Raw genomic sequence first — 20982 nt, forward strand, 5'->3', positions numbered from 1 at the left:
CCTGGGATAACAGCCCCTTTAGCTTTTCAGTTCAGGGCTTCTATGCTTTAATGCGGCATGCAATCTACATTCCGCTCAGTTGCCATTGTCGGCAAGTATATGGACACTGCTGCCTTGCAGCAAATGCAAAGTGATTTGACCCGCTTGGCACATCACTTGTTAGCCAAGGGGCTGCATGTCTGTGTGGAAGCCAACACCGCCGCCTACGTGGAACACGAAGGTTTTGAGCAGGCCTCGCTGGAACAGATAGGTAGCAAAGCCGATCTGGTGATTGTCATGGGCGGCGATGGAACCATGCTGAGCGTCGGCCGTGCTTTGCGTGAAACCGGTGTGCCCTTGATTGGCATTAATCGCGGGCGACTCGGCTTTTTAACTGACTTGCAAACGGACCAGATGCTGGACGAGATTGACGAGATTTTACAGGGTCATTTTCAGCTTGAGTCACGCATGTTACTGCATTCAGTGGTGACCAGAGCGGGCAGCCAGGTTTTGCCTGTGGTTGCCTTAAACGATGTGGTAATTAAAAGCGCCTTTCGCCTGATTGAGCTTGAGGTGCATGTGGATGGTCAGTTTGTGTCAAGACAGCGTTCGGATGGCCTGATTTTGACCACGCCGACCGGGACAACCGCATATGGTTTATCTGCCGGCGGGCCGATTATGCATCCCGATCTGGAGGCGATTTCGATCGTGCCTATCAGTCCGCACACGCTCAGTTATCGGCCGATCACCGTGCCTGCGGACAGTGTGATTGAAGTGATTGTGGTCAGCGCGGCAGACGCTCAGATGAGTTATGATGGCCAAGGCCAATTCCCTTTGGCCGCCGGAGACCATGTGCGTATTGCGCGCGCTGAGCAGTCGATTCGGCTCGTGCACCCTCAAGACTACTGCTATTTTGATATGTTACGCAACAAACTCAACTGGGGCTAATGCGCCCGTTTAACCATCTATGTTACAAGCCCTATCTATTCGAGATTTTGTCATTGTTGATGCGCTGGAACTGGAGTTCTCGGCAGGCTACACGGCACTCACCGGCGAGACAGGTGCAGGCAAATCGATTTTGATTGATGCGCTGTCGCTGAGTCTGGGCGCCAGGAACGAAGGCGATGTGACGCGCAAGGACTGTGACAAAGCCGAGATTTCCACCACGTTTGATATTTCGGGTAACCAGGCGGCTGCAGACTGGCTGCGTGCACAAGAAATGGCCGTTGATGACAGCTTGATTCTGCGGCGCGTGATTTATGCCGATGGCCGCAGCCGTGCCTTTATTAACGGTGTTTCTGCAACCGTCGGGCAGTTGCGTGAAATCGGGGAGACGCTGATTGATATCTACAGCCAGAATGCACATCACTCCTTGTTGAAAATGGCCACCCAGCGAGAAATTCTGGATGCCTATGCGCAGGCAGTGCCTTTGGCTAAAGACGTGGCTAAAAGTTATAAAGCTTGGTTTCAGTTGCATCAGCAACAGTCGGCATTCGAGAAAAATGCCAGTGAGTATGCAGACGAGTTGGCGCTGTTGCGTGACAGTACGCGGGAGTTATCACAGCTAGGCTTTGCGGCAGAAGAGTGGCTGGCCTTGCAGCAAGAGCACGTCAGGCTCAGTCATGGTGCCAGTCTGCTGACTGGCATGGAGGCGAGCTTGCAGATGATGAGTGAAGGCGAGGAGGTCAATGCGCTGGATTTGTTGTCGCAAGTGCAAAGCAAGCTCGCTGAATTGCAAGTCATCGATGCCGGATTGCAACCAATTGCAGAAACGGTCGATTCGGCGGTGATTCAGCTCGAAGAAGCGAGTCGTGCACTCAATCGGCATTTGCAAAAAAGTGAACTTGATCCCGAGCGTTTGGCTGAGGTGGAGTCACGTATTCAGATGATCCACACCGCGGCCCGCAAGTATCGGGTCAAGCCGGATGAGTTGCCAGCACTGTTGCAACAGCAGCAAAGCCGGATGGCTGAGCTGGAAACGTTTGCCGATGACGGAGCCTTGGCAAAACAGGCGCAGGCAGCGTGGCAGACTTATCAGCAACAAGCCGCAGCACTGTCTGCTATCAGACACCAGGCCGCACAAGCCTTATCCGAGACCATCACCGGACAAATGCAGGCACTGTCACTCAAAGGGGGGCGTTTTGCGGTGAGTCTGACGCCGGGCGAACCGGCTGCCTATGGCCTGGAACAAGTGGAATTTATGGTGGCCGGTCATGCCGGGGTCGAACCGCGGCCGCTCAATAAAGTCGCGTCAGGCGGCGAGTTGTCGCGTATCAGTCTGGCCTTGCAAGTGACCACCGCGTCATTAGGCACCGTACCCTGCATGATTTTTGATGAAGTGGATGTGGGCATTGGTGGCGGAGTGGCCGAAGTGGTGGGCCGTTTGTTGCGTGAACTGGGTCGACACAGGCAGGTGCTGGTCATCACCCACTTGGCGCAAGTGGCCTCGCAGGCGCAACAACATTTGCAAGTCAGCAAGTCTGAACAGCAAGGCGTGACCTTGAGCCGGATTCATGCGCTCAATGCGCATGAACGGATTGAAGAAATCGCGCGTATGCTGGGCGGTTTGCAGATTACCGAGGCGACTCGCCAGCATGCGAAAGAAATGCTGGGTGTGACAGCCTGACTTGTAGCGTTTGCCATTGTGCAAGCTTTTGCGCAACACTCAGGCTGGCGTGTGCCGGGCTTGTTGAAGGCAGGGTGATCTGCGGGATCGTGGTCTCTAAAACAACATGCTTTTTAAAGAGCTTTGCCGCCGCTTGACCATTAAAGGCAATACATTCTATGGTTGGAATGTGTTTGAGTAAGCCTGGAATATCATTTGCAATCACAGACTTCGCGACAATCGCACTATCCAGGCTGCCAGGTCGGCTGGCCGAGTGACACACATCCCATACCGCCAACTTGAGTGATTGCAACTGTTCACAGCGTTGCGCATAAGCCGTTTGTTTTGGAATCCCGAATAATGTTTCCATGATGTGCCAGAACGCGTTTTGCGGGTGCGCATAATATTGATGTTGCCGCAGGGAGGTCACTCCAGGCAGAGAACCCAGAATCAGGATTCGGGCGCCGGCACTGGCGATAGGTGGAAAACCAGCAGCACTATGCATGTGAATCTGTGGACTTAACATGCTTCTGATCGAGGCTGACAATCAAGCGTATCCAGGTCGGTGTTAAGACCTGAATAGTTGATGGTTGAATATCAGGATTCGTTACAAGACGTTTTTGTACATGTCCCATAAATAGTTAAAGAGTGATCTTGCATGCTAAAGCCATATTTTTCGGCGGCAGCTTTCTGTCTCTTTTCGATCTCTTCATCATAAAACTCTTCTACCCGGCCACATTTGATGCAGACAATATGATCATGGTGAGTGCCTTCATTCATTTCAAACACGGCTTTGCCACTCTCAAAGTGATGCCGTACCAGCAAGCCTGCCTGCTCAAATTGCGTTAAGACGCGGTAGACCGTTGCCAAGCCCACGTCTTCGCCGTTGGTGATCATGATCTTGTAGATATCCTCCGCGGACAGGTGGCGCTGCTCGCTGTTTTCAAATAGCTCCAGAATTTTTAAACGGGGCAGTGTTGCTTTCAGGCCTGCATTTTTGAGGTCTTTAGGATCATGCATAATTTTTGTCCGAGGGTTAAGTAGTATGGCGTACTTGATTCGCGAAACTACGTGGTATATTAATGTATGTAATGAATATACCGATTATAAAGTGAATCCAATGCGTAATTCTATCTTATTTGTGTTGGTTGTCGCATCTCTGGAGAGTGGGTGCGGCGCCAAGCTTCCATCAATGAAACCATTCAAGATGGACATCCAGCAGGGCAATGTGGTGACTTCAAAAATGTTAATGCAACTGCGGCCGGGTATGAACCGTTCGCAAGTCCGCTACATTATGGGGACACCGCTCATCGTAGATAGTTTCAGTGATAATCGCTGGGACTATTTTTACGAGTTACGCCAGCAAGGCCAAATTGTTGAAAAACGTCGCGTCATTCTGGATTTTGATAAGGACAGCCTGGTGGCTGTGCGTGGCGATGTGATTCCTTCGGCAGAGAACCCGGACATCAAAACCATTGTAGAAGCTCCGGTTAAAAAAGCTGAAGCAACGAAAGAGGAGTCCTGGGCGGACAAGCTGAAATTCTGGGAGGGTGATGCTCAAGCGAAGGAAGCTAAGCCAGCCAAAGCGGACTCAGCCAATAAAGTGGTCACTGCCGAGTCTCCTACGCAGGTTCAAGCAGCCGTCACTCCGCAGCAGATGGCCGATGAGGAAATTGTGCCGCATATCCCTGAGGGGGAATATAAGGCAGCCCCTACTCCGCAAGAAATGGTGAAAGCGAATCCGGCAGAGGCGAGTACTCCAGCTTTGGCGGCCAGTACACAGGCCATGAATGAAAAAACCATGGCGGCCCAAATTGCAGACACCGTTGAGCCGCCACCTGTCTTTGAACAGGATGCTGCGCCGCCTGCTGTGGCAGTACCTGCGGCTGAATCGAATACTGCAGCAAGCGCGGCTTCCACCACGAGTCCTGCCTCTGCTGCAAATGCACCTGGCGTAAGTCCATCGGCCGCGGTCGCCGCGACGGCCGCTACCGTTGCTGTTGCTGAGGCTGCCCCTAAGTCAAAAAACAGCAAAAAATCAATCGCACCTAAACCGCAGACCAAGCCCTTGTCTGTTGCGCCGGTGGCTAAGCCAGCTTCACCACCGACTACAGTCAACATGACTGAAGATGACGAGGTTATTCCTTATATTCCTGAGGGGGAATATGTCGCGCCTGTCATCCCTACCGAACAGGAAATGATCAAGGGCAATATGGCTGAAGCCAATCAGCCTGCGACGGATGCACAAGCGCATCAAGTGACTGAAAAAGGCGTTGCCCCAAAAGCAGAAGCAGCCAGCGAGCCAGCACCTACATTTATTGCGGAGCAGTTGCCAGAACCTGAACCCGAACCGGAGCTGCCGCCTCCACCTCCACCGTCAGTTTCAAAACCAGCTGTCAAAGAAGCGGTTGCGCAAGTGCCTACAGCTAAAGAGTCTGTGACGCCAAGCAGCCCTGCCGCCGCGCTTGCAGTGGCGCCTGTTGTTGCTGAACCCGCTGCATCTCCTCAGTCTGAAAGTCTGGCGGCTGCACCTGTCACGCCTGTATTACCACCAGAAGCTGCGCTTGCCAAGCCAGCCGAGCCTACTGTGGCGACCGTGGCAGAAAATGCTGCTGAGCCTTCTGCCGCTGTCGGTGATGCCGAGATTAATCAGGCAGTCGCCAATTGGGCGCAGGCCTGGCGCAGTAAGAATATTAAAACCTATCTGGCCGCCTACGCGCCTGACTTTGTGCCAGAAAACTTGCCCAGCAAAGCGGCATGGGAGGCACAACGCAAGCAGCGTCTTTCTCCCAGCCAGGGCCCAATCACACTGGTCTTGAATAATATTGTGGTGCAGCGCGATGGTGTCTCTGCGGTGGTGCAATTTGAACAAAAATATTCGGCCAAGACTTACAAAGATGTGCTGAATAAGACGCTTGAAATGCGTTATGAGCCTAGCCAAAGACGCTGGTTAATTGCGCGTGAGCGTACGGCAACGATTCCAGCCGTGGCTGCAGTAGCAGCAACGCCCAAGGTGATGTTGGCCGAGACGCCGATGGTTGCCCCTGCCATGGATCAGGCTGAAGTGGCAACACAACCTCCAGCCGCTACCCCTGAAGTCAGTGTAGAGGCGGCCGTGGATGCCTGGGCGCAGGCTTGGCGAAACAAAAATGTGAATGCTTATTTTGCTGCTTACTCGCCTGAGTTTGTGCCAGAAGGCTTGCCTAGCCGCGGAGCCTGGGAGGCGCAACGTAAAAAACGCCTGTCTCCACAGCAAGGTAAAATCACGCTCGAAATCACTGATGTGAGTGTGGCGCGGGAAGGGGATAGTGCAGTGGTCACCTTCAATCAGAAGTATGCTTCTAAAGCCTATCGCGACGAAATGGTCAAACGTCTGCAGCTCAAGCTGGATAACGCTAGCAAGCGCTGGTTGATCGTGCGTGAAAGTGCTGGCAATGGTGCAGAACTGCCAGCCACCAAGCAACAGGTGACGGCGCCAGAAGGCAGCGCAGAGCATCTGGATGGCGTGTTGGAGCAAATCGGTTTTTAATCCGTTTTTCTAAAATAGTATATAAAACAATAAGTTGAGCGAGTTATGTTGAAAGTAGTGATTGCAGGCGTGTCTGGCCGTATGGGGCATGCCCTGCTTGAAGGCGTTTTTTCTGATCCTGGCTTGCAACTGCATGCGGCCTTGGATCGTGCTGAAAGTGCCATGATTGGTCGAGATGCTGGTGAGCAGTTTGGCAAGTTGAGTGGCGTCAAAATTACTTCTGATGTTGAATCTGCATTGAAGGGGGCTGATGTGCTGGTGGACTTCACCCGTCCTGAAGCCAGTATGCAATATTTGCAAGCGTGTCAGCAGGCGCAGGTGAAGCTGGTGATTGGCACCACAGGGTTTAGCGAGGCTGAGAAAGTCAGTATTGAGGCAGCTGCCAAAAATATCGGGATTGTGTTTGCGCCCAATATGAGCGTGGGTGTCACCTTGCTGATTAACTTGGTTGAACAAGCCGCGCGCGTATTAAACCAAGGCTACGATATCGAAGTCGTCGAAATGCACCATCGCCATAAAGTCGATGCGCCGTCTGGCACGGCACTGCGCTTGGGCGAAGCCGCAGCCAAAGGCATAGACAAGGCACTGAAGGATTGTGCCGTGTATGCGCGTGAAGGTGTCACTGGTGAGCGTGAAGCGGGCACCATCGGCTTCGCAACCCTGCGCGGTGGCGATGTGGTGGGCGATCATACGGTGGTCCTGGCTGGTGTGGGTGAGCGTGTAGAGTTAACGCACAAGGCCTCCAGCCGGGCGACCTTTGCTCAGGGCGCGTTGCGCGCTGCCAAGTTTCTGGCAACCCAACAGGCCGGTTTGTTTGATATGCGAGATGTGCTTGGCTTTGACAAGAATTGATGGTTAAGCCGCTGATTTCACGCGGGCAATCATCATGCTTTAACATCCTCTGACAATACCTCGCCCTTGAGTGAGGCTTTAATCTAGGCTATAATGCCGCAATTCTGAACGGGAAGAGTCCAAAAAACTTTTCCCGTTTTGCACATCTACTCACCGCTGCATAGGGCCCTCGCAGGCATGTTGCGACCTTCAAAAGATGTGTTTCGATTCAAACTTAAGGAGCTAAAGGTGTCAAAAACAATTCCAGCGATTTTAGTGTTAGCAGATGGAACTGTTTTTAAGGGCATGAGCATTGGCGCTTCCGGTCATACTGTCGGTGAGGTGGTGTTCAATACTTCCATCACCGGTTATCAGGAAATTCTTACCGATCCTTCCTATACCGAACAAATTGTCACATTGACTTATCCGCATATTGGTAACTATGGTACCAATAGCGAAGATGTGGAATCTGGCAAAGTCTATGCTGCGGGTCTGATTATTCGTGACCTGCCCTTATTGGAAAGCAATTTCCGCAGTGAACAAAATCTTTCCGATTATCTCAAGACCAACAATGTAGTGGCGATTGCTGATATCGATACGCGCAAGTTGACCCGTATTTTGCGTGAGAAGGGTGCGCAAGCCGGCTGTATTATGGCGGGTGAGCATGTGGATGAGGCACAGGCATTGGCCCATGCACAGGGCTTCCCTGGGCTTGCCGGGATGGATTTGGCTAAAGTGGTGAGCTGTACACAAGCCTATGAGTTTACCGAGCAGGAATGGCAATTAGGCGCGGGCTTTAGCAAATCGGCTGAGCAACAGTTTCATGTAGTGGCATTTGACTATGGTGTGAAACGCAACATTCTGCGCATGCTGGTTTCACGTGGCTGTAAAGTCACCGTTTTGCCGGCCCAGGCAACTGCCGAACAAGCCTTGGCCTATCAGCCCGATGGCATTTTCCTGTCTAACGGCCCTGGTGATCCTGAGCCATGTGATTACGCAATTAAAGCGATCAAAACCTTGGTGGATTCAGGCATTCCCACCTTTGGGATCTGTCTGGGCCACCAGTTGCTGGCATTGGCCAGTGGTGCAAAAACCCTGAAAATGAAATTTGGTCATCACGGTGCCAACCATCCGGTACAGGATGTGGAAAGCAAGCGTGTGTATATCACCAGCCAGAACCATGGTTTTGCGGCTGACCCGGCGACGCTGCCTGCCAATGTCAAAGTGACGCATGTGTCATTGTTTGATGGCAGCCTGCAAGGGATCGCGCGTACAGACAAGCCCGCCTTCAGCTTCCAGGGACACCCGGAAGCCAGCCCAGGCCCGCAAGAAATGAGCGTGTTGTTTGACCGCTTTATCCAGTTAATGCAAGAAAGAAAGTCCATCTAATGGCAAAAAGAACCGACATTAAAAGTATTCTGATTATCGGTGCAGGTCCGATTGTCATTGGTCAAGCCTGTGAGTTTGATTACTCTGGCGCCCAAGCCTGTAAAGCCTTGCGGGAAGAGGGTTACCGGGTCATTTTGGTCAACTCCAATCCAGCCACCATCATGACTGACCCGGAAATGGCAGATGCGACTTACATCGAGCCCATTACCTGGCAAATCGTCGAAAAAATTATTGAAAAAGAGCGTCCTGATGCCTTGCTGCCAACCATGGGTGGGCAAACGGCATTGAACTGTGCCCTCGATCTGGACAAGCATGGCGTCTTGCAGAAATACAATGTGGAACTGATCGGCGCGACTAAAGAGGCGATTGATAAAGCCGAAGACCGCCAAAAGTTTAAAGAAGCCATGACCAAAATTGGCCTGGGTTCTGCACGTTCAGCGATTGCACACAGCCTCGAAGAAGCCTTGCAAGTGCAGGCCACGATTGGTTATCCGGCGATTATTCGCCCTTCGTTCACCATGGGCGGCAGTGGTGGTGGCATCGCCTACAATCGCGAAGAATTTATCGCCATTTGCGAGCGCGGCCTGGATGCCTCCCCAACCAACGAGTTGCTGATCGAAGAGTCGCTGCTGGGCTGGAAAGAATACGAGATGGAAGTGGTACGCGACAAAGCGGACAACTGCATCATTATCTGTTCGATTGAAAACCTGGATCCTATGGGCGTGCATACCGGTGACAGTATTACTGTTGCGCCAGCACAAACCCTGACCGACAAAGAATACCAGATCATGCGGAATGCCTCATTGGCCGTATTGCGTGAGATCGGGGTCGATACCGGTGGTTCTAACGTGCAGTTTGCCATCAACCCGAACGATGGCCGCATGATTGTGATTGAGATGAACCCGCGGGTGTCGCGCTCATCTGCGCTGGCCTCCAAAGCAACAGGCTTTCCGATTGCCAAAGTCGCGGCCAAACTGGCGGTGGGTTTTACGCTCGACGAGTTGCGTAATGAAATCACCGGCGGTCAGACCCCGGCTTCATTTGAGCCATCGATTGACTATGTGGTCACTAAAGTGCCACGGTTTGCGTTTGAGAAATTTCCGCAGGCGGATAGCCGCTTGACGACACAGATGAAATCTGTGGGTGAAGTCATGGCCATGGGTCGTAGCTTCCAGGAGTCTTTCCAGAAAGCGTTACGCGGTCTGGAAGTCGGTGTGGATGGTCTGGATTCGGTCACCGATGACAAAGACCGTATCGTCAAGGAAATGGGTGAGCCCGGTCCTGAGCGTATCTGGTACGTGGCGGACGCCTTCCGTTTGGGCATGAGTGTGGATGAAGTGTTTGATATCACCAAAATCGACCGCTGGTTCCTGGTGCAGATTGAAGAAATCATCAAACTCGAATTGTCATTGTCAGGCAAGTCGCTGGGGGATTTGACCAAAGAGACCCTGTTCCGCCTCAAACGTAAAGGCTTCTCTGACCGTCGACTGGCCAAGCTGTTGAGTACAGACCAGCATGCAGTGCGTGCTTTCCGTCAGGCGCTTAATGTGCGTCCGGTCTATAAGCGCGTAGATACCTGTGCGGCTGAGTTTGCCACCAACACGGCTTATATGTACTCGACCTATGAGGAAGAGTGCGAGTCCAATCCGTCGGACAAGAAAAAAATCATGGTGTTGGGCGGTGGTCCTAACCGCATTGGTCAGGGCATCGAGTTTGACTATTGCTGTGTGCACGCGGCGTTTGCCATGCGTGAAGATGGTTACGAAACCATTATGGTCAACTGTAACCCTGAAACCGTCTCTACCGATTACGACACCTCTGACCGTCTCTACTTTGAGCCGGTGACACTGGAAGACGTACTCGAAATCGTCAACATCGAAAAACCGGTGGGCGTGATTGTGCAGTATGGCGGCCAAACCCCGCTCAAGCTGGCGCGTGACCTCGAAAAAGCTGGCGTGCCTATCATTGGGACCACGCCAGATGCGATTGACCGTGCAGAAGACCGTGAACGCTTCCAGCAAATGCTGCATAGCCTGAACCTGAAGCAGCCGCCGAACCGCACAGCGCGTGCGCCAGAAGAGGCAATTCGCCTTGCGACTGAAATCGGTTACCCGTTGGTGGTGCGCCCTTCTTATGTTCTGGGTGGCCGCGCGATGGAAATCGTGCATGAGCAAAGCCAGTTGGAGCGCTACATGCGTGAAGCGGTTAAGGTGTCTAATGAGTCCCCAGTTCTGCTGGACCGCTTCCTGAACGATGCGATTGAAGTAGACGTGGATGCTTTGAGCGACGGTGAAGATGTGTTGATCGGCGGCATCATGCAGCACGTGGAACAAGCCGGTGTGCACTCTGGTGACTCTGCCTGTTCACTGCCGCCTTACAGCCTGAGCGACGACCTGCAAGATGAGTTGCGCAGACAAACCGTACAAATGGCCAAAGCGCTGGGCGTGAAGGGCCTGATGAACGTACAGTTTGCCGTGCAGAACAGTGGGCAGGGCGATGTGGTATATGTGCTCGAAGTTAACCCGCGCGCATCCCGTACGGTACCGTTTGTGTCCAAAGCCTGTGGCTTGCAGCTGGCCAAAATTGCGGCACGTTGCATGGCAGGTCAGACGCTGAAATCTCAAGGCGTGACCAAAGAAGTGATTCCGCCTTATTACTCGGTGAAAGAAGCTGTGTTCCCCTTCATCAAGTTTCCGGGCGTGGATACCATCCTGGGGCCTGAAATGAAGTCCACTGGTGAAGTGATGGGTGTAGGCAATACTTTTGCCGAGGCTTTTGTGAAGTCACAATTGGGGGCCTCTGTGAAGATGCCTACCGGGGGCAGAGCCTTTATCAGCGTACGTAACGAAGATCACAAAAAAGTGATCGACATTGCGCAGGACCTGGTTAAACTCGGTTTCACGCTAGTGGCGACCAAAGGTACAGCGCGTGCACTGGCCGAGCAAGGTCTGGAGGTGACACCGGTGAACAAAGTCGCTGAAGGCCGTCCGCATATTGTCGACATGATCAAGAACGATGAGATCAGTTTGATTGTCAATGTCACAGAAGACAAAAAGGCGATTACTGACTCGTATGAGATCCGCCGCAGCGCGCTTCAGAACAAGGTGACTTATTACACGACTCTGGCGGGTGCGCGTGCCGCTTGTATCGGCATGGCACAAAGCAAGGATATGGATGTCTACTCGGTGCAAGACTTGCACAAACGCCTTGGTTAACATACACTAGGCTTAGTTGATATTTAAATAAGCCACGCTCATTCGGGTGTGGTTTATTTTTTTTATACTCATTTTTTGAAGGTATTTTCATCATGGCAGTCAATCAGATTCCTGTCACCGTGAAAGGTGCAGAATTGCTCAAAGAAGAATTACAACGTTTGCGCGCGGTGGATAGACCCAATATTATCCAGGCGATCGCTGAAGCGCGGGCACAAGGCGACTTGTCTGAGAACGCAGAGTATGAGTCAGCCAAAGAGCGCCAGAGCTTTATCGAAGGCCGGATTGCCGAGCTTGAGGCGAAATTGTCCAATCTGCAAATCATTGATCCAACCATGCTCAATGCTGAGGGCCGTGTGGTGTTTGGCGCAACCGTCAGGTTTGAAGACCTTGATTCTGGCGATGCCAAAACTTACCAGATCGTGGGTGAGGACGAAGCGGATATCAAAAATGGCAAAATCTCGGTCAGTTCGCCAATTGCACGTGGCCTGATTGGCAAGTCTGAGGGTGAAGTCGTTGAAATCCAATCACCGGGCGGCGTGAAAGAGTACGAAATCATTGAGGTACTCTACGTTTAGTCCTTGCGATTGAATCATCTGGGATGCGTGAATAGCAGAAAATAGGAGCGTAGCAGCGATGGCCAAACAATCAGGACTCACCGGATGGTTAAACCCGGTCTTACTTACGTTGTGGGTGGGGGCTTTGTGGATGACCGCCATCACCGCCAGTGTGCTGTTCAAAACCATTCCTGACCATATGCTGGCCGGAAACGTAGCAGGAAAGTTGTTTACCAATGTCAGCTACATTGGGCTTGTCAGCGGCTTGTGGTTGTTGATCCAGCGGCTGGCGAGTGACGGTTTTTCCGCATTCAAGCAAGGCCTGTTCTGGGTGATCCTCATCATGTGGATACTGGTCCTGATTGGCGAGTTTGGCATCCAGCCATTATTGGCTCAGCTCAAAGCCAGTGCTCTGCCAAACGATGTGATGCAAAGTGTGTTCGCCAGCCGCTTTAAAACCTGGCATGGTGTGGCGAGTATTGCTTACATGATTGAGTGTTTGTTAGGCGTCTGGTTGGTGGTCAAGTCGAACTGAGGCCAATAAAAAAACGCGCAAAGGAATGCGCGTTTTTTGTATCAGGCGTGTTTGTGAGCTTGATTACAGCTTGGGGATCACGATCTTCGCTGAGGCTTTCACGGTTTCGCTGGCGCGATAAAACACCAGTTGTTTGCCGATATGGTGCACAGCGATGGCGCCCGCTTTATCGGCGATCTCTTCGAATAATGATTTACGCAAATCGCGGTCATCGCCCGCCACTTGCACTTTGATAAGCTCGTGGGCATTGAGGCTGACCTCAATTTCCTTGAGTACCGCGTCTGTCAGGCCATTGTTGCCTATCATGACTACCGGATTTAAATTGTGTGCCAGACCACGTAAATAAGCGATTTGTTTGCTGTTTAATTGCATGCAAAATATTCCTTGTAAACAGACCGCATTTTAGCATGAAGCAGGAATTCCCCCTATGAAACCCTCCAAAACCAGTAAAGCCTGGATGCAAGAGCATCTCAGTGACGAATTCGTCAAGCGTGCGCAAAAAGACGGCTACCGTGCCCGCGCTGCTTATAAGCTGCTCGAAATTGACGATAAAGATAAATTGATCAAGCCTGGCATGACCGTAGTGGATCTGGGATCTACACCTGGCAGCTGGTCACAGGTCGCGGTCCAGCGCATCAAAGGCCAGGGCCGCGTGATTGCACTGGATATTCTGGAGATGCATCCGATTCCCGGTGTGGAATTTATTTGCGGTGATTTTCGCGAAGAAACGGTGCTGCAGCAATTGGAGGCCTCGCTGAATGGCAAGCTGGTCGATCTGGTGATTGCCGACATGGCGCCTAACATGAGCGGACTCAAAGATGTTGATCAGGCAGGGGCGACTTATTTGACGGAACTCGCCCTGGATTTTTGTCAGCATTGGTTGAAACCGGGCGGCAACTTTCTGGTCAAAGTCTTTATCGGCAGTGGCTTTGAGGAAATTGTGAAACAAATGCGAGGCCAGTTTGCCAAAGTCGTTACACGTAAACCTAAAGCCTCGCGTGATCGTAGCAGTGAAGTGTATCTGCTGGGCTTGCAGCGAAAAGCTTGAATTGCAATGCTTTTTTGCGTTTAGTTTGATCGCACAAGCAAAAAAATGGGTATACAATGCCATTGAAGGCTTGAAATTATGGGCTTTGCCTCCATTGTTTTCTTAGGGATTCTCCCTGCCTTTCGTTTTTAAAGTTAAGGAACCACTTTGAATAATCTACTGAAGAATATCGCGATTTGGGTAGCAATTGCCTTGTTGCTGATGACGGTATTTAATCAATTTAGCGGCACGGGCAGAAGCAGTGGCCAGGTGGTTTACTCTCAGTTCATGCAAGAGGTCAAGGATGGCCGCGTAGCCAAGGTGCAGATTGATGGTCGCTCTTTGCATGTGACTACCAACGAGGGCAAAAACTATGAGACATTCTCGCCTTCCGATCCATGGTTGGTATCAGACCTGCTTAAAAATAACGTTATCGTAGAAGCTAAGCCAGAAGAGCATGAGTCCATGCTTATGAGCATTTTTGTCTCCTGGTTCCCCATGATCTTATTAATCGGTGTATGGATTTTCTTCATGCGCCAGATGCAAGGTGGAGGCAAGGGTGGTGGCCCATTCTCGTTCGGCAAGAGCAAGGCACGTCAACTGGATGAATCCAACAACAGCACCACATTTGCTGATGTGGCCGGTTGCGATGAAGCCAAAGAAGAAGTGGCTGAGTTGGTTGAGTTCTTGAAGGACCCAAGCAAGTTTCAGAAACTGGGTGGCCGCATCCCGCGTGGCGTATTGATGGTAGGCCCGCCTGGGACCGGTAAGACCTTGCTGGCCCGTGCGATTGCCGGTGAAGCCAAAGTCCCGTTCTTCAGTATCTCTGGCTCTGACTTTGTGGAAATGTTTGTTGGTGTGGGTGCTGCGCGTGTGCGTGACATGTTTGAAACCGCCAAAAAGAACTCCCCTTGTATCGTATTTATCGATGAGATTGATGCGGTCGGTCGTCACCGCGGTGCCGGTACGGGTGGCGGTAACGATGAGCGCGAGCAAACGTTGAACCAGATGTTGGTTGAGATGGATGGTTTTGAGGCCAATTCCGGTGTGATCGTGATTGCGGCAACTAACCGTGCCGATGTTCTGGATAAAGCATTATTGCGTCCTGGCCGTTTTGACCGTCAGGTCATGGTCGGCTTGCCAGACATCAAAGGTCGTGAGCAAATCCTCAATGTGCATATGCGTAAAGTGCCCATTGATCCAGATGTGAGAGCGGATATTCTTGCCCGTGGTACACCAGGCTTTAGTGGTGCTGATCTTGCTAACCTGGTCAACGAAGCGGCATTGTTCGCTGCACGTCGTAATAAACGCACGGTAGATATGCAAGATTTTGAGGATGCCAAAGACAAAATCTTCATGGGCCCAGAGCGCAAGTCTATGGTGATGCGTGAAGAGGAGCGTTTGAATACGGCCTATCATGAGTCTGGGCATGCGGTGGTCGCCAAGTTGCTGCCGAAAGCGGATCCTGTGCACAAGGTCACCATTATGCCGCGTGGCTGGGCGCTGGGCTTGACCTGGCAGTTGCCTGAGCATGACCGTATCAGCAATTACAAGGACAAAATGCTGGAAGATATCTCGATTCTGTTTGGTGGCCGGATTGCTGAAGAAATCTTCATGCACCAGATGTCTACCGGCGCTTCGAATGACTTTGAGCGTGCGACTAAAATGGCGCGTGACATGGTGACCAAGTTCGGGATGTCCGATTCGCTGGGGACCATGGTCTATGCAGGTAGCGAGCAGGATTCCTGGATGGGCAGTATGTCTTCACGGACCGTCTCAGAAGCCACGCAGCAAAAAGTCGATGCTGAAATTCGCCGTATCCTGGATGAGCAATATGCGATTGCGCGCAAATTGCTTGAAGATAACCGCGACAAAGTGGAGGCGATGACTAAAGCCTTGATGGAGTTCGAAACCATTGATGCTGATCAGGTCAATGACATTATGGCTGGTTTGCCAGTGCGTCCACCCAAGCAGAAAAATGGACCTACCATTAGTTCTGGTGGCAGTGGTTCAGGCACCATGGTAAACCCGGCACCACAACCAACGGCAAAAGGCGATGATACTGAGACCTAAAGCCTAACTAAAGATTGAGGTTCAGGTTGGCCACATGTTTGTGACAACCTGGCTTTCAGTTAAAATAACAAGGCTGGCTTTTGCCAGCCTTTGTTTTTTTGGAAATCAATGACCTATGCTCTTTCATTGTGGACGTTTTCGTCTCAATTTTGACCAGCCCCAAGTCATGGGTATCGTCAATGTTACGCCGGACTCCTTTTCCGATGGCGGTCAATTCCAGCAGGTGGATGCCGCGGTGCATCATGCGTTGACATTGATCGAACAAGGCGCCGCGGTGCTCGATATCGGTGGTGAGTCTACGCGGCCTAATGCGACACCTGTCTCCCTGACCGAAGAATTACAACGCGTGGTGCCGGTGATAGAGGCACTGGTCGCACGCGATATTCCCGTTCCGATCTCCATTGATACTTATAAGCCTGCCGTGATGCAGGCCGCGATTGCGGCTGGCGCCAGCATCGTCAATGATGTGAGAGGCTTGCAGGAACCTGGCGCGCTTGAGGTGGTTGCCAAGAGCGATGCCGGTGTTTGCATCATGCATATGCAAGGCATGCCGCAAACCATGCAGCTGGGTCCTCATTATGAGGATGTGGTGGCTGAGGTGAAACTGTTTTTGCAGACCCAGCGTGATATATGTCTGGCGGCAGGCATCGCCCAAGACCGCATTATGCTGGACCCAGGCTTTGGCTTTGGTAAAACGCGCGCGCACAATATTGCCCTGGCCAAGGCTTTGCCTGAATTTAGCGAACTGGGCTGCCCATTGCTGGTTGGCCTGTCGCGTAAATCGGTATTGGGACAAATGACGGGCAACGATGTCGACGCCAGATTGCACGCCAGTGTAGCTGCTGCCGTAATTAGTGCCATGCAAGGCGCACATCTGTTACGCGTGCACGATGTCAAGGCGACGGTTGAAGCCCTCAAGGTGGTTGCTGCACTTAAATAGCCAGCTCAGCATGACCATACATAAGCATAACGATTAAAGGATACACACATGGGTAAGCAATATTTCGGTACAGATGGCATTCGCGGACGCGTCGGAGAGTCGGTGATTACGCCAGAGTTTGTCATGCGCTTGGGCTATGCAGCCGGACGTGTATTGGCCAGCCATGAACACTTGCCTGCGGGTAAACGCCCCACAGTATTGATAGGCAAAGATACGCGGATTTCTGGCTATATGCTGGAAGCGTCCCTGGAGGCCGGATTGTCTGCTGCTGGGGTGGATGTGCTGCTGACTGGCCCCATGCCGACGCCTGCCGTGGCTTATCTAACGCGTGCCTTGCGTGCGCAGGCCGGCATTGTGATTTCTGCTTCACACAACCCTTATTATGATAACGGGATCAAGTTTTTCTCTGCGCAGGGCACCAAGTTACCGGACGAGATCGAGTATGCGATTGAGGCCGCGCTGGCTCAGCCCATGCAGGTCATGGATTCCGCGCAACTGGGCAAAGCGAAGCGTGTCGATGACGCAGCGGGCCGCTATGTCGAATTCTGTAAAAGCACGTTTCCCAATCACCTTGATCTGCGTGGCCTCAAAATTGTGCTCGATTGTGCGCATGGCGCCACCTACCATGTCGCGCCGCCGGTGTTCCATGAGTTGGGGGCAGACGTCATCGCTATAGGCAATCATCCTGATGGCCTCAATATTAACGAGCAGGTGGGTTCCACTCACCCGCAAGCCCTGCAAAAAGCCGTGGTGGAACATCAGGCAGATTTAGGCATTGCCTTTGATGGCGATGGCGACCGTGTCATGATGGTCGATGGTGCAGGTAAGCTGCTGGATGGTGACCAGTTACTTTATATTATTGCCATGGGCCTGTATGCCAAAGGCAAACTCAAGGGCGGCGTGGCCGGTACCCTCATGACAAATTTGGCCCTGGAACACGCCTTGCAAAAGCATCAGATTCCGTTTGGCCGTGCCAATGTCGGCGACCGCTATGTGTTGGAGCTGTTGCAGGAAAAAAACTGGAAACTGGGCGGGGAGAATTCTGGCCATATCCTCACGCTGGATAAACACTCGAGTGGTGATGCGATTATTGCTGCCCTGCAGGTGTTGCAGTCCTTGCGTGAAAGCGGCAAGTCCTTGCAACAGCTGGGTGCTGACCTGACGCTATATCCGCAGGTGTTGATTAATGTAACCACCAAACAAAAGCTGGACTTGAACCAGGCGGCCGTGCAAACCGCCGTGCAGCAAGCCGAGACGGCGCTCAAAGGTGAGGGCAGGGTCTTGTTACGTGCTTCTGGCACTGAGCCCAAAATCCGCGTGATGGTGGAGGGCCTAAACCACGCGTTGGTACAAGCGCAGGCAGAGCAACTGGCAGCAGTGATTCGTCAACTGGCTGCCTGAGTGGCTTGGCTCCTTTGCAAGCAGCCGTCTTAGGCCGCCAGCTGATTTTGATAGACCGTGAGTTGTGGGAACGGAATTTCAATCTGTTGCGCATCAAAGGCATTCTTAATCCGCTGTAAATAAGCGCGCTTGACTGTCCATTGTTCCAGCGGCCGTACCTTGATGCGGCAGCGGATGATGACGGCAGACTCGGCCAGATTGTCCACCCCGGCAATTTCCAGCTTATCCAATACTTTATTAGCCAGCTCGGCATCCTGCACAATACTGGCACCCACTTCATGCATGATTTGCATCACTTTACTGAGGTTTTCCTCATACGCCACCCGGATATCCATCACGGCATAGGCAAAGTCGCGTGAGCGATTGGTTACCGTGGTGATCTGGCCATTGGGCACATAATGCACATTGCCTTCGTAATCGCGCATCTTCACATAACGCAGCGTAATTTCTTCCACCAAGCCAGCTTTGTCGGCAATTTCCACGACATCATCTTTGCGAATCTGGTTTTCGAGTAGCAGAAAAAAACCATTAAAATAATCCTTGACCAAGCTCTGTGCGCCAAAACCCACTGCCAAACCAACGACCCCGGCTGCCGCCAGTACCGGCGCAATAGAAATCCCAAGCTCATGCAGGATTTCAACCACGGTAATCGCCAGAATCACGGTGGTGACGATATACCGCAGCACCATGCTGAGCGTGTTGAGGCGTTTGATCTCTTCCAGGTTGTCTACTTGCCTGGAGTTGAGCTTATCTCTGAGTTTCACAATCAGGCTTTTGCTCAGCCGGTTGAGAAAATAAGCCACGCCAATAATGAAAAAAATACGCAGCAGGGTTTTTACCAGCGCCAGTATTTCCGCTGGTTGCTCTATTCCTAAGTATGTAAACCAAGACATGGTGTCAAACACTCCTTTCGATCAATAAAGTAAATGCACTAACTGGAGAGCCAGTAAGCGGTCAGGGTCGGGATTTCTAGAGTCTCCTGCTCGGTGGAGATCGTTGAGCCACTGCATAAATCCGTCATCATCCTGGCTTTAAACAGGCTGCGTTGCTTAAACGGCTGCAGGTTGACCTGTTGCGCTTGTGTGGCAAAGTTGGCAATTACCACCACGTTGGCATGCATGCCCGATGGCACATAGCGGTGGAAGGCGAACAGGTGCGGATTGTCTTGTGTAATCAGCGCGCGGTTGTTTAAATCGGCAAAGGCTGAAGTCTCCTTGCGGATCGCAATCAGTTGCTTGATCTGGCTGAAAATCCGTTGTTCGACGGTGCCTGGCTGGTGACGACGCGCCATCACCTCCCAGTCCAGTGTCGGTCTGTGTACCCAGCGGTTGTCGTGCATTTTGTTTTCATCTTGCAGATAACTGTCGTTATTGAGCGTACCAACCGCATCGCCATAGTAAATCAGCGGGATCCCGCCAAACGACAAAATCAGGTTATGCAACAAGACGATGGTTTTGATCGCATTTTCAATCGCCAGCGGATCCTGTGTTTGCAGGGCCATTTCCAGCCCGGCCAGTGACGCCAGCGCACCAGATATGCGGGCATCGCCGGTTTTTTTGTTGACGCCAAAGGCAAAGCCGCGTGCATTCGATTCAGGGTAATGTCCGGTGTAATAATCGACCAAAAAGCGGCGATGTGACACCGGTTCAAATCCGGCTTCGATAATGGCTTTATCACTAAAGCCAAGACCAATATCATCATGGCAGCGCACATAATTGAGCCAGGTTGCGCGGTCCAGTTTTTCCGGCAAGTCCTCCACGCCCTTGGTCAGTAATACGGTACGTTTGGTGGCGACTGCATCCCAAAGTAGTGCCATAAACGTGGCGTTATAGGCAATTTCACATTCCTTGGCGTTAATGGCATCTTCACCAAAGTATTTGATAATTTCTGTCGGCGAGACAATCGCTTCGGCAATAAAGATCACGCCGGGGGCTGCAATCTGGCAACAATCCTTGAGCAATTGCAAAATCAGGTGGGCTTCGCGCTCGTTCTGGCAGCTGCTACCGATTTTTTTCCACAAAAACGCTACGGCATCCAGCCGTAGAATATCTACGCCCTTGTTTGCCCAAAACAGAATGATGTCCACCATCTCAATAAATACGGCAGGGTTGGTGTAGTTGAGGTCCCACTGGTAATGATTAAAGACCGTCATCACCCATTTGCCGGTGTCGGCGTTAAAGGTAAAACTGCCTGGGGCCTGTTCAGGAAACACTTCCGGCATGGCGCTTTCAAACAGATCAGGCAGCGTGCGGTCAGGATACATGAAGTAATAATCCTGATAGGTCTGGTTGCCTTGTTTGGCTTGTTGCGCCCAGGCATGCTCATCTGAGGTATGGTTGACCACCACATCCAGCGTTAGCAGGATTCCGCACTGCTGCATGGCGGCAATCAACTGTTCCAAATCCTCCATCGTGCCATGGCGCGCATCCACTTTCCTGAAGTCGCGCACCGCATAGCCGCCATCATTCTCATGCGCCGGGCAGTCACAAATCGGCATGATATGGACGAGGTTGATGCCGAGATCTTGCATATAGGGCAGCTTGTCACGCATATTTGCCAGGCTGCCCGCAAAGCCCTGGCTGTAGAGCGCCATGCCTACCCACTTTTGCTGCATAAACCAGTCATGGTTTTTTTCGCGCTCCAGGTCTTTTGCGCGCAAATGTGGCGCGCGCTGTGCATATTGTGTCGCCAGCACCTCCACCAGCCGCCCCAGTTGTGGCTTAAAGTCTTCGCGCTGACCATAAAGATGCTGAAACAGCGAATAAATGGCGTAAAAGTTAGCACCCAGCCGAGTATAAAAATAGTGCCAGTCTTTGCCAGCCGGTTGTTTGAACGAAGACAGAATCTCGTTCAACACCGCGTGGGAAATTTGTTCGTACATGTATCGAGGTCCTTGTTGATCTG

17 protein-coding genes are annotated in these 20982 nt (G+C 51.9%); 12 read left to right on the plus strand and 5 right to left on the minus strand.

What is annotated here, in order from left to right; genetic code table 11:
- Nucleotides 1-57: 57 nt before the first annotated feature.
- Nucleotides 58-927, plus strand: coding sequence for an NAD(+) kinase (locus Q9292_RS01480; RefSeq protein WP_313983894.1), 870 nt, complete (start codon nt 58-60; stop codon nt 925-927).
- 19 nt (nt 928-946) lie between these two features.
- Nucleotides 947-2605 carry a DNA repair protein RecN gene (recN, locus tag Q9292_RS01485; protein ID WP_313983898.1) on the plus strand — a complete coding sequence of 553 codons (1659 nt, stop codon included), beginning with the start codon at nt 947-949 and terminating at the stop codon, nt 2603-2605.
- Here recN and Q9292_RS01490 read toward each other — a convergent pair.
- Nucleotides 2553-3089, minus strand: a complete 537-nt coding sequence (locus tag Q9292_RS01490) for a DNA-deoxyinosine glycosylase (RefSeq protein WP_313983901.1) — start codon at nt 3087-3089, stop codon at nt 2553-2555. The genes recN and Q9292_RS01490 overlap by 53 nt on opposite strands.
- A 92-nt stretch (nt 3090-3181) precedes the next feature.
- Entirely contained in the window at nt 3182-3604 is a 423-nt protein-coding gene (gene fur / locus Q9292_RS01495) for a ferric iron uptake transcriptional regulator (RefSeq protein ID WP_194747128.1), read from the minus strand.
- A gap of 172 nt (nt 3605-3776) precedes the next feature.
- Here fur and bamE point away from each other — a divergent pair, with 172 nt between their 5' ends.
- The 6 genes from bamE (at nt 3777) to Q9292_RS01525 (ending at nt 12637) form a co-directional block, all read left to right on the plus strand.
- On the plus strand, nt 3777-6113 hold the full coding sequence (bamE, locus tag Q9292_RS01500) for an outer membrane protein assembly factor BamE (protein ID WP_313983904.1): 2337 nt from the start codon (nt 3777-3779) through the stop codon (nt 6111-6113).
- Between the two features lie 45 nt (nt 6114-6158).
- The gene (gene dapB / locus Q9292_RS01505; RefSeq protein ID WP_194747126.1) at nt 6159-6965 is read left to right on the plus strand and encodes a 4-hydroxy-tetrahydrodipicolinate reductase; all 807 of its coding nucleotides are present in this window, start codon (nt 6159-6161) and stop codon (nt 6963-6965) included.
- Between the two features lie 228 nt (nt 6966-7193).
- A complete protein-coding gene (carA, locus tag Q9292_RS01510; RefSeq protein WP_194747125.1) occupies nt 7194-8333 on the plus strand; it encodes a glutamine-hydrolyzing carbamoyl-phosphate synthase small subunit in 1140 nt (379 codons plus the stop codon).
- Nucleotides 8333-11548 carry a carbamoyl-phosphate synthase large subunit gene (gene carB, locus Q9292_RS01515; RefSeq protein WP_194747124.1) on the plus strand — a complete coding sequence of 1072 codons (3216 nt, stop codon included), beginning with the start codon at nt 8333-8335 and terminating at the stop codon, nt 11546-11548. Before carA ends, carB begins: the two co-directional genes overlap by 1 nt.
- Before the next feature lie 92 nt (nt 11549-11640).
- A complete protein-coding gene (gene greA / locus Q9292_RS01520) occupies nt 11641-12123 on the plus strand; it encodes a transcription elongation factor GreA (protein WP_194747123.1) in 483 nt (160 codons plus the stop codon).
- 58 nt (nt 12124-12181) lie between these two features.
- The gene (locus Q9292_RS01525; RefSeq protein WP_313983910.1) at nt 12182-12637 is read left to right on the plus strand and encodes a DUF4149 domain-containing protein; all 456 of its coding nucleotides are present in this window, start codon (nt 12182-12184) and stop codon (nt 12635-12637) included.
- 63 nt (nt 12638-12700) lie between these two features.
- On the opposite strand, the gene yhbY is transcribed toward Q9292_RS01525, so the two are convergent.
- Entirely contained in the window at nt 12701-13009 is a 309-nt protein-coding gene (gene yhbY / locus Q9292_RS01530) for a ribosome assembly RNA-binding protein YhbY (RefSeq protein ID WP_194747121.1), read from the minus strand.
- A 55-nt stretch (nt 13010-13064) separates the two neighbouring features.
- Between yhbY and rlmE the strand changes: the two genes are divergently transcribed.
- The 4 genes from rlmE (at nt 13065) to glmM (ending at nt 18078) form a co-directional block, all read left to right on the plus strand.
- Nucleotides 13065-13685, plus strand: coding sequence for a 23S rRNA (uridine(2552)-2'-O)-methyltransferase RlmE (gene rlmE / locus Q9292_RS01535; RefSeq protein WP_313983914.1), 621 nt, complete (start codon nt 13065-13067; stop codon nt 13683-13685).
- Nucleotides 13686-13832: 147 nt separating this feature from the next.
- Nucleotides 13833-15737, plus strand: a complete 1905-nt coding sequence (gene ftsH / locus Q9292_RS01540; protein ID WP_194747119.1) for an ATP-dependent zinc metalloprotease FtsH — start codon at nt 13833-13835, stop codon at nt 15735-15737.
- Between the two features lie 115 nt (nt 15738-15852).
- Nucleotides 15853-16677 (plus strand): dihydropteroate synthase, encoded by an 825-nt coding sequence (folP, locus tag Q9292_RS01545; RefSeq protein ID WP_313983917.1) that lies wholly within the window; start codon nt 15853-15855, stop codon nt 16675-16677.
- Between the two features lie 48 nt (nt 16678-16725).
- Entirely contained in the window at nt 16726-18078 is a 1353-nt protein-coding gene (gene glmM, locus Q9292_RS01550) for a phosphoglucosamine mutase (protein WP_313983920.1), read from the plus strand.
- Nucleotides 18079-18107: 29 nt separating this feature from the next.
- On the opposite strand, the gene Q9292_RS01555 is transcribed toward glmM, so the two are convergent.
- Nucleotides 18108-18971, minus strand: coding sequence for a mechanosensitive ion channel family protein (locus Q9292_RS01555; RefSeq protein ID WP_313983923.1), 864 nt, complete (start codon nt 18969-18971; stop codon nt 18108-18110).
- A gap of 38 nt (nt 18972-19009) precedes the next feature.
- Nucleotides 19010-20959: an alpha-amylase family protein gene (locus tag Q9292_RS01560; RefSeq protein WP_313983925.1), complete on the minus strand. Its 1950-nt coding sequence runs from the start codon at nt 20957-20959 to the stop codon at nt 19010-19012.
- Nucleotides 20960-20982 lie beyond the last annotated feature (23 nt).

This window comes from Methylophilus sp. VKM B-3414, assembly GCF_032248435.1.
Taxonomy (GTDB): domain Bacteria; phylum Pseudomonadota; class Gammaproteobacteria; order Burkholderiales; family Methylophilaceae; genus Methylophilus; species Methylophilus glucosoxydans.

What these genes read in the sequence shown, in the direction of transcription:
- Q9292_RS01480 (WP_313983894.1), top strand. Translation starts at nt 58, where the DNA reads ATGCAATCTACATTCCGCTCAGTTGCCATTGTCGGCAAGTATATGGAC.
- recN (WP_313983898.1), top strand. Translation starts at nt 947, where the DNA reads ATGTTACAAGCCCTATCTATTCGAGATTTTGTCATTGTTGATGCGCTG.
- Q9292_RS01490 (WP_313983901.1), bottom strand. Translation starts at nt 3,089, where the DNA reads ATGCATAGTGCTGCTGGTTTTCCACCTATCGCCAGTGCCGGCGCCCGA.
- fur (WP_194747128.1), bottom strand. Translation starts at nt 3,604, where the DNA reads ATGCATGATCCTAAAGACCTCAAAAATGCAGGCCTGAAAGCAACACTG.
- bamE (WP_313983904.1), top strand. Translation starts at nt 3,777, where the DNA reads ATGAAACCATTCAAGATGGACATCCAGCAGGGCAATGTGGTGACTTCA.
- dapB (WP_194747126.1), top strand. Translation starts at nt 6,159, where the DNA reads ATGTTGAAAGTAGTGATTGCAGGCGTGTCTGGCCGTATGGGGCATGCC.
- carB (WP_194747124.1), top strand. Translation starts at nt 8,333, where the DNA reads ATGGCAAAAAGAACCGACATTAAAAGTATTCTGATTATCGGTGCAGGT.
- greA (WP_194747123.1), top strand. Translation starts at nt 11,641, where the DNA reads ATGGCAGTCAATCAGATTCCTGTCACCGTGAAAGGTGCAGAATTGCTC.
- Q9292_RS01525 (WP_313983910.1), top strand. Translation starts at nt 12,182, where the DNA reads ATGGCCAAACAATCAGGACTCACCGGATGGTTAAACCCGGTCTTACTT.
- yhbY (WP_194747121.1), bottom strand. Translation starts at nt 13,009, where the DNA reads ATGCAATTAAACAGCAAACAAATCGCTTATTTACGTGGTCTGGCACAC.
- rlmE (WP_313983914.1), top strand. Translation starts at nt 13,065, where the DNA reads ATGAAACCCTCCAAAACCAGTAAAGCCTGGATGCAAGAGCATCTCAGT.
- folP (WP_313983917.1), top strand. Translation starts at nt 15,853, where the DNA reads ATGCTCTTTCATTGTGGACGTTTTCGTCTCAATTTTGACCAGCCCCAA.
- glmM (WP_313983920.1), top strand. Translation starts at nt 16,726, where the DNA reads ATGGGTAAGCAATATTTCGGTACAGATGGCATTCGCGGACGCGTCGGA.
- Q9292_RS01555 (WP_313983923.1), bottom strand. Translation starts at nt 18,971, where the DNA reads ATGTCTTGGTTTACATACTTAGGAATAGAGCAACCAGCGGAAATACTG.
- Q9292_RS01560 (WP_313983925.1), bottom strand. Translation starts at nt 20,959, where the DNA reads ATGTACGAACAAATTTCCCACGCGGTGTTGAACGAGATTCTGTCTTCG.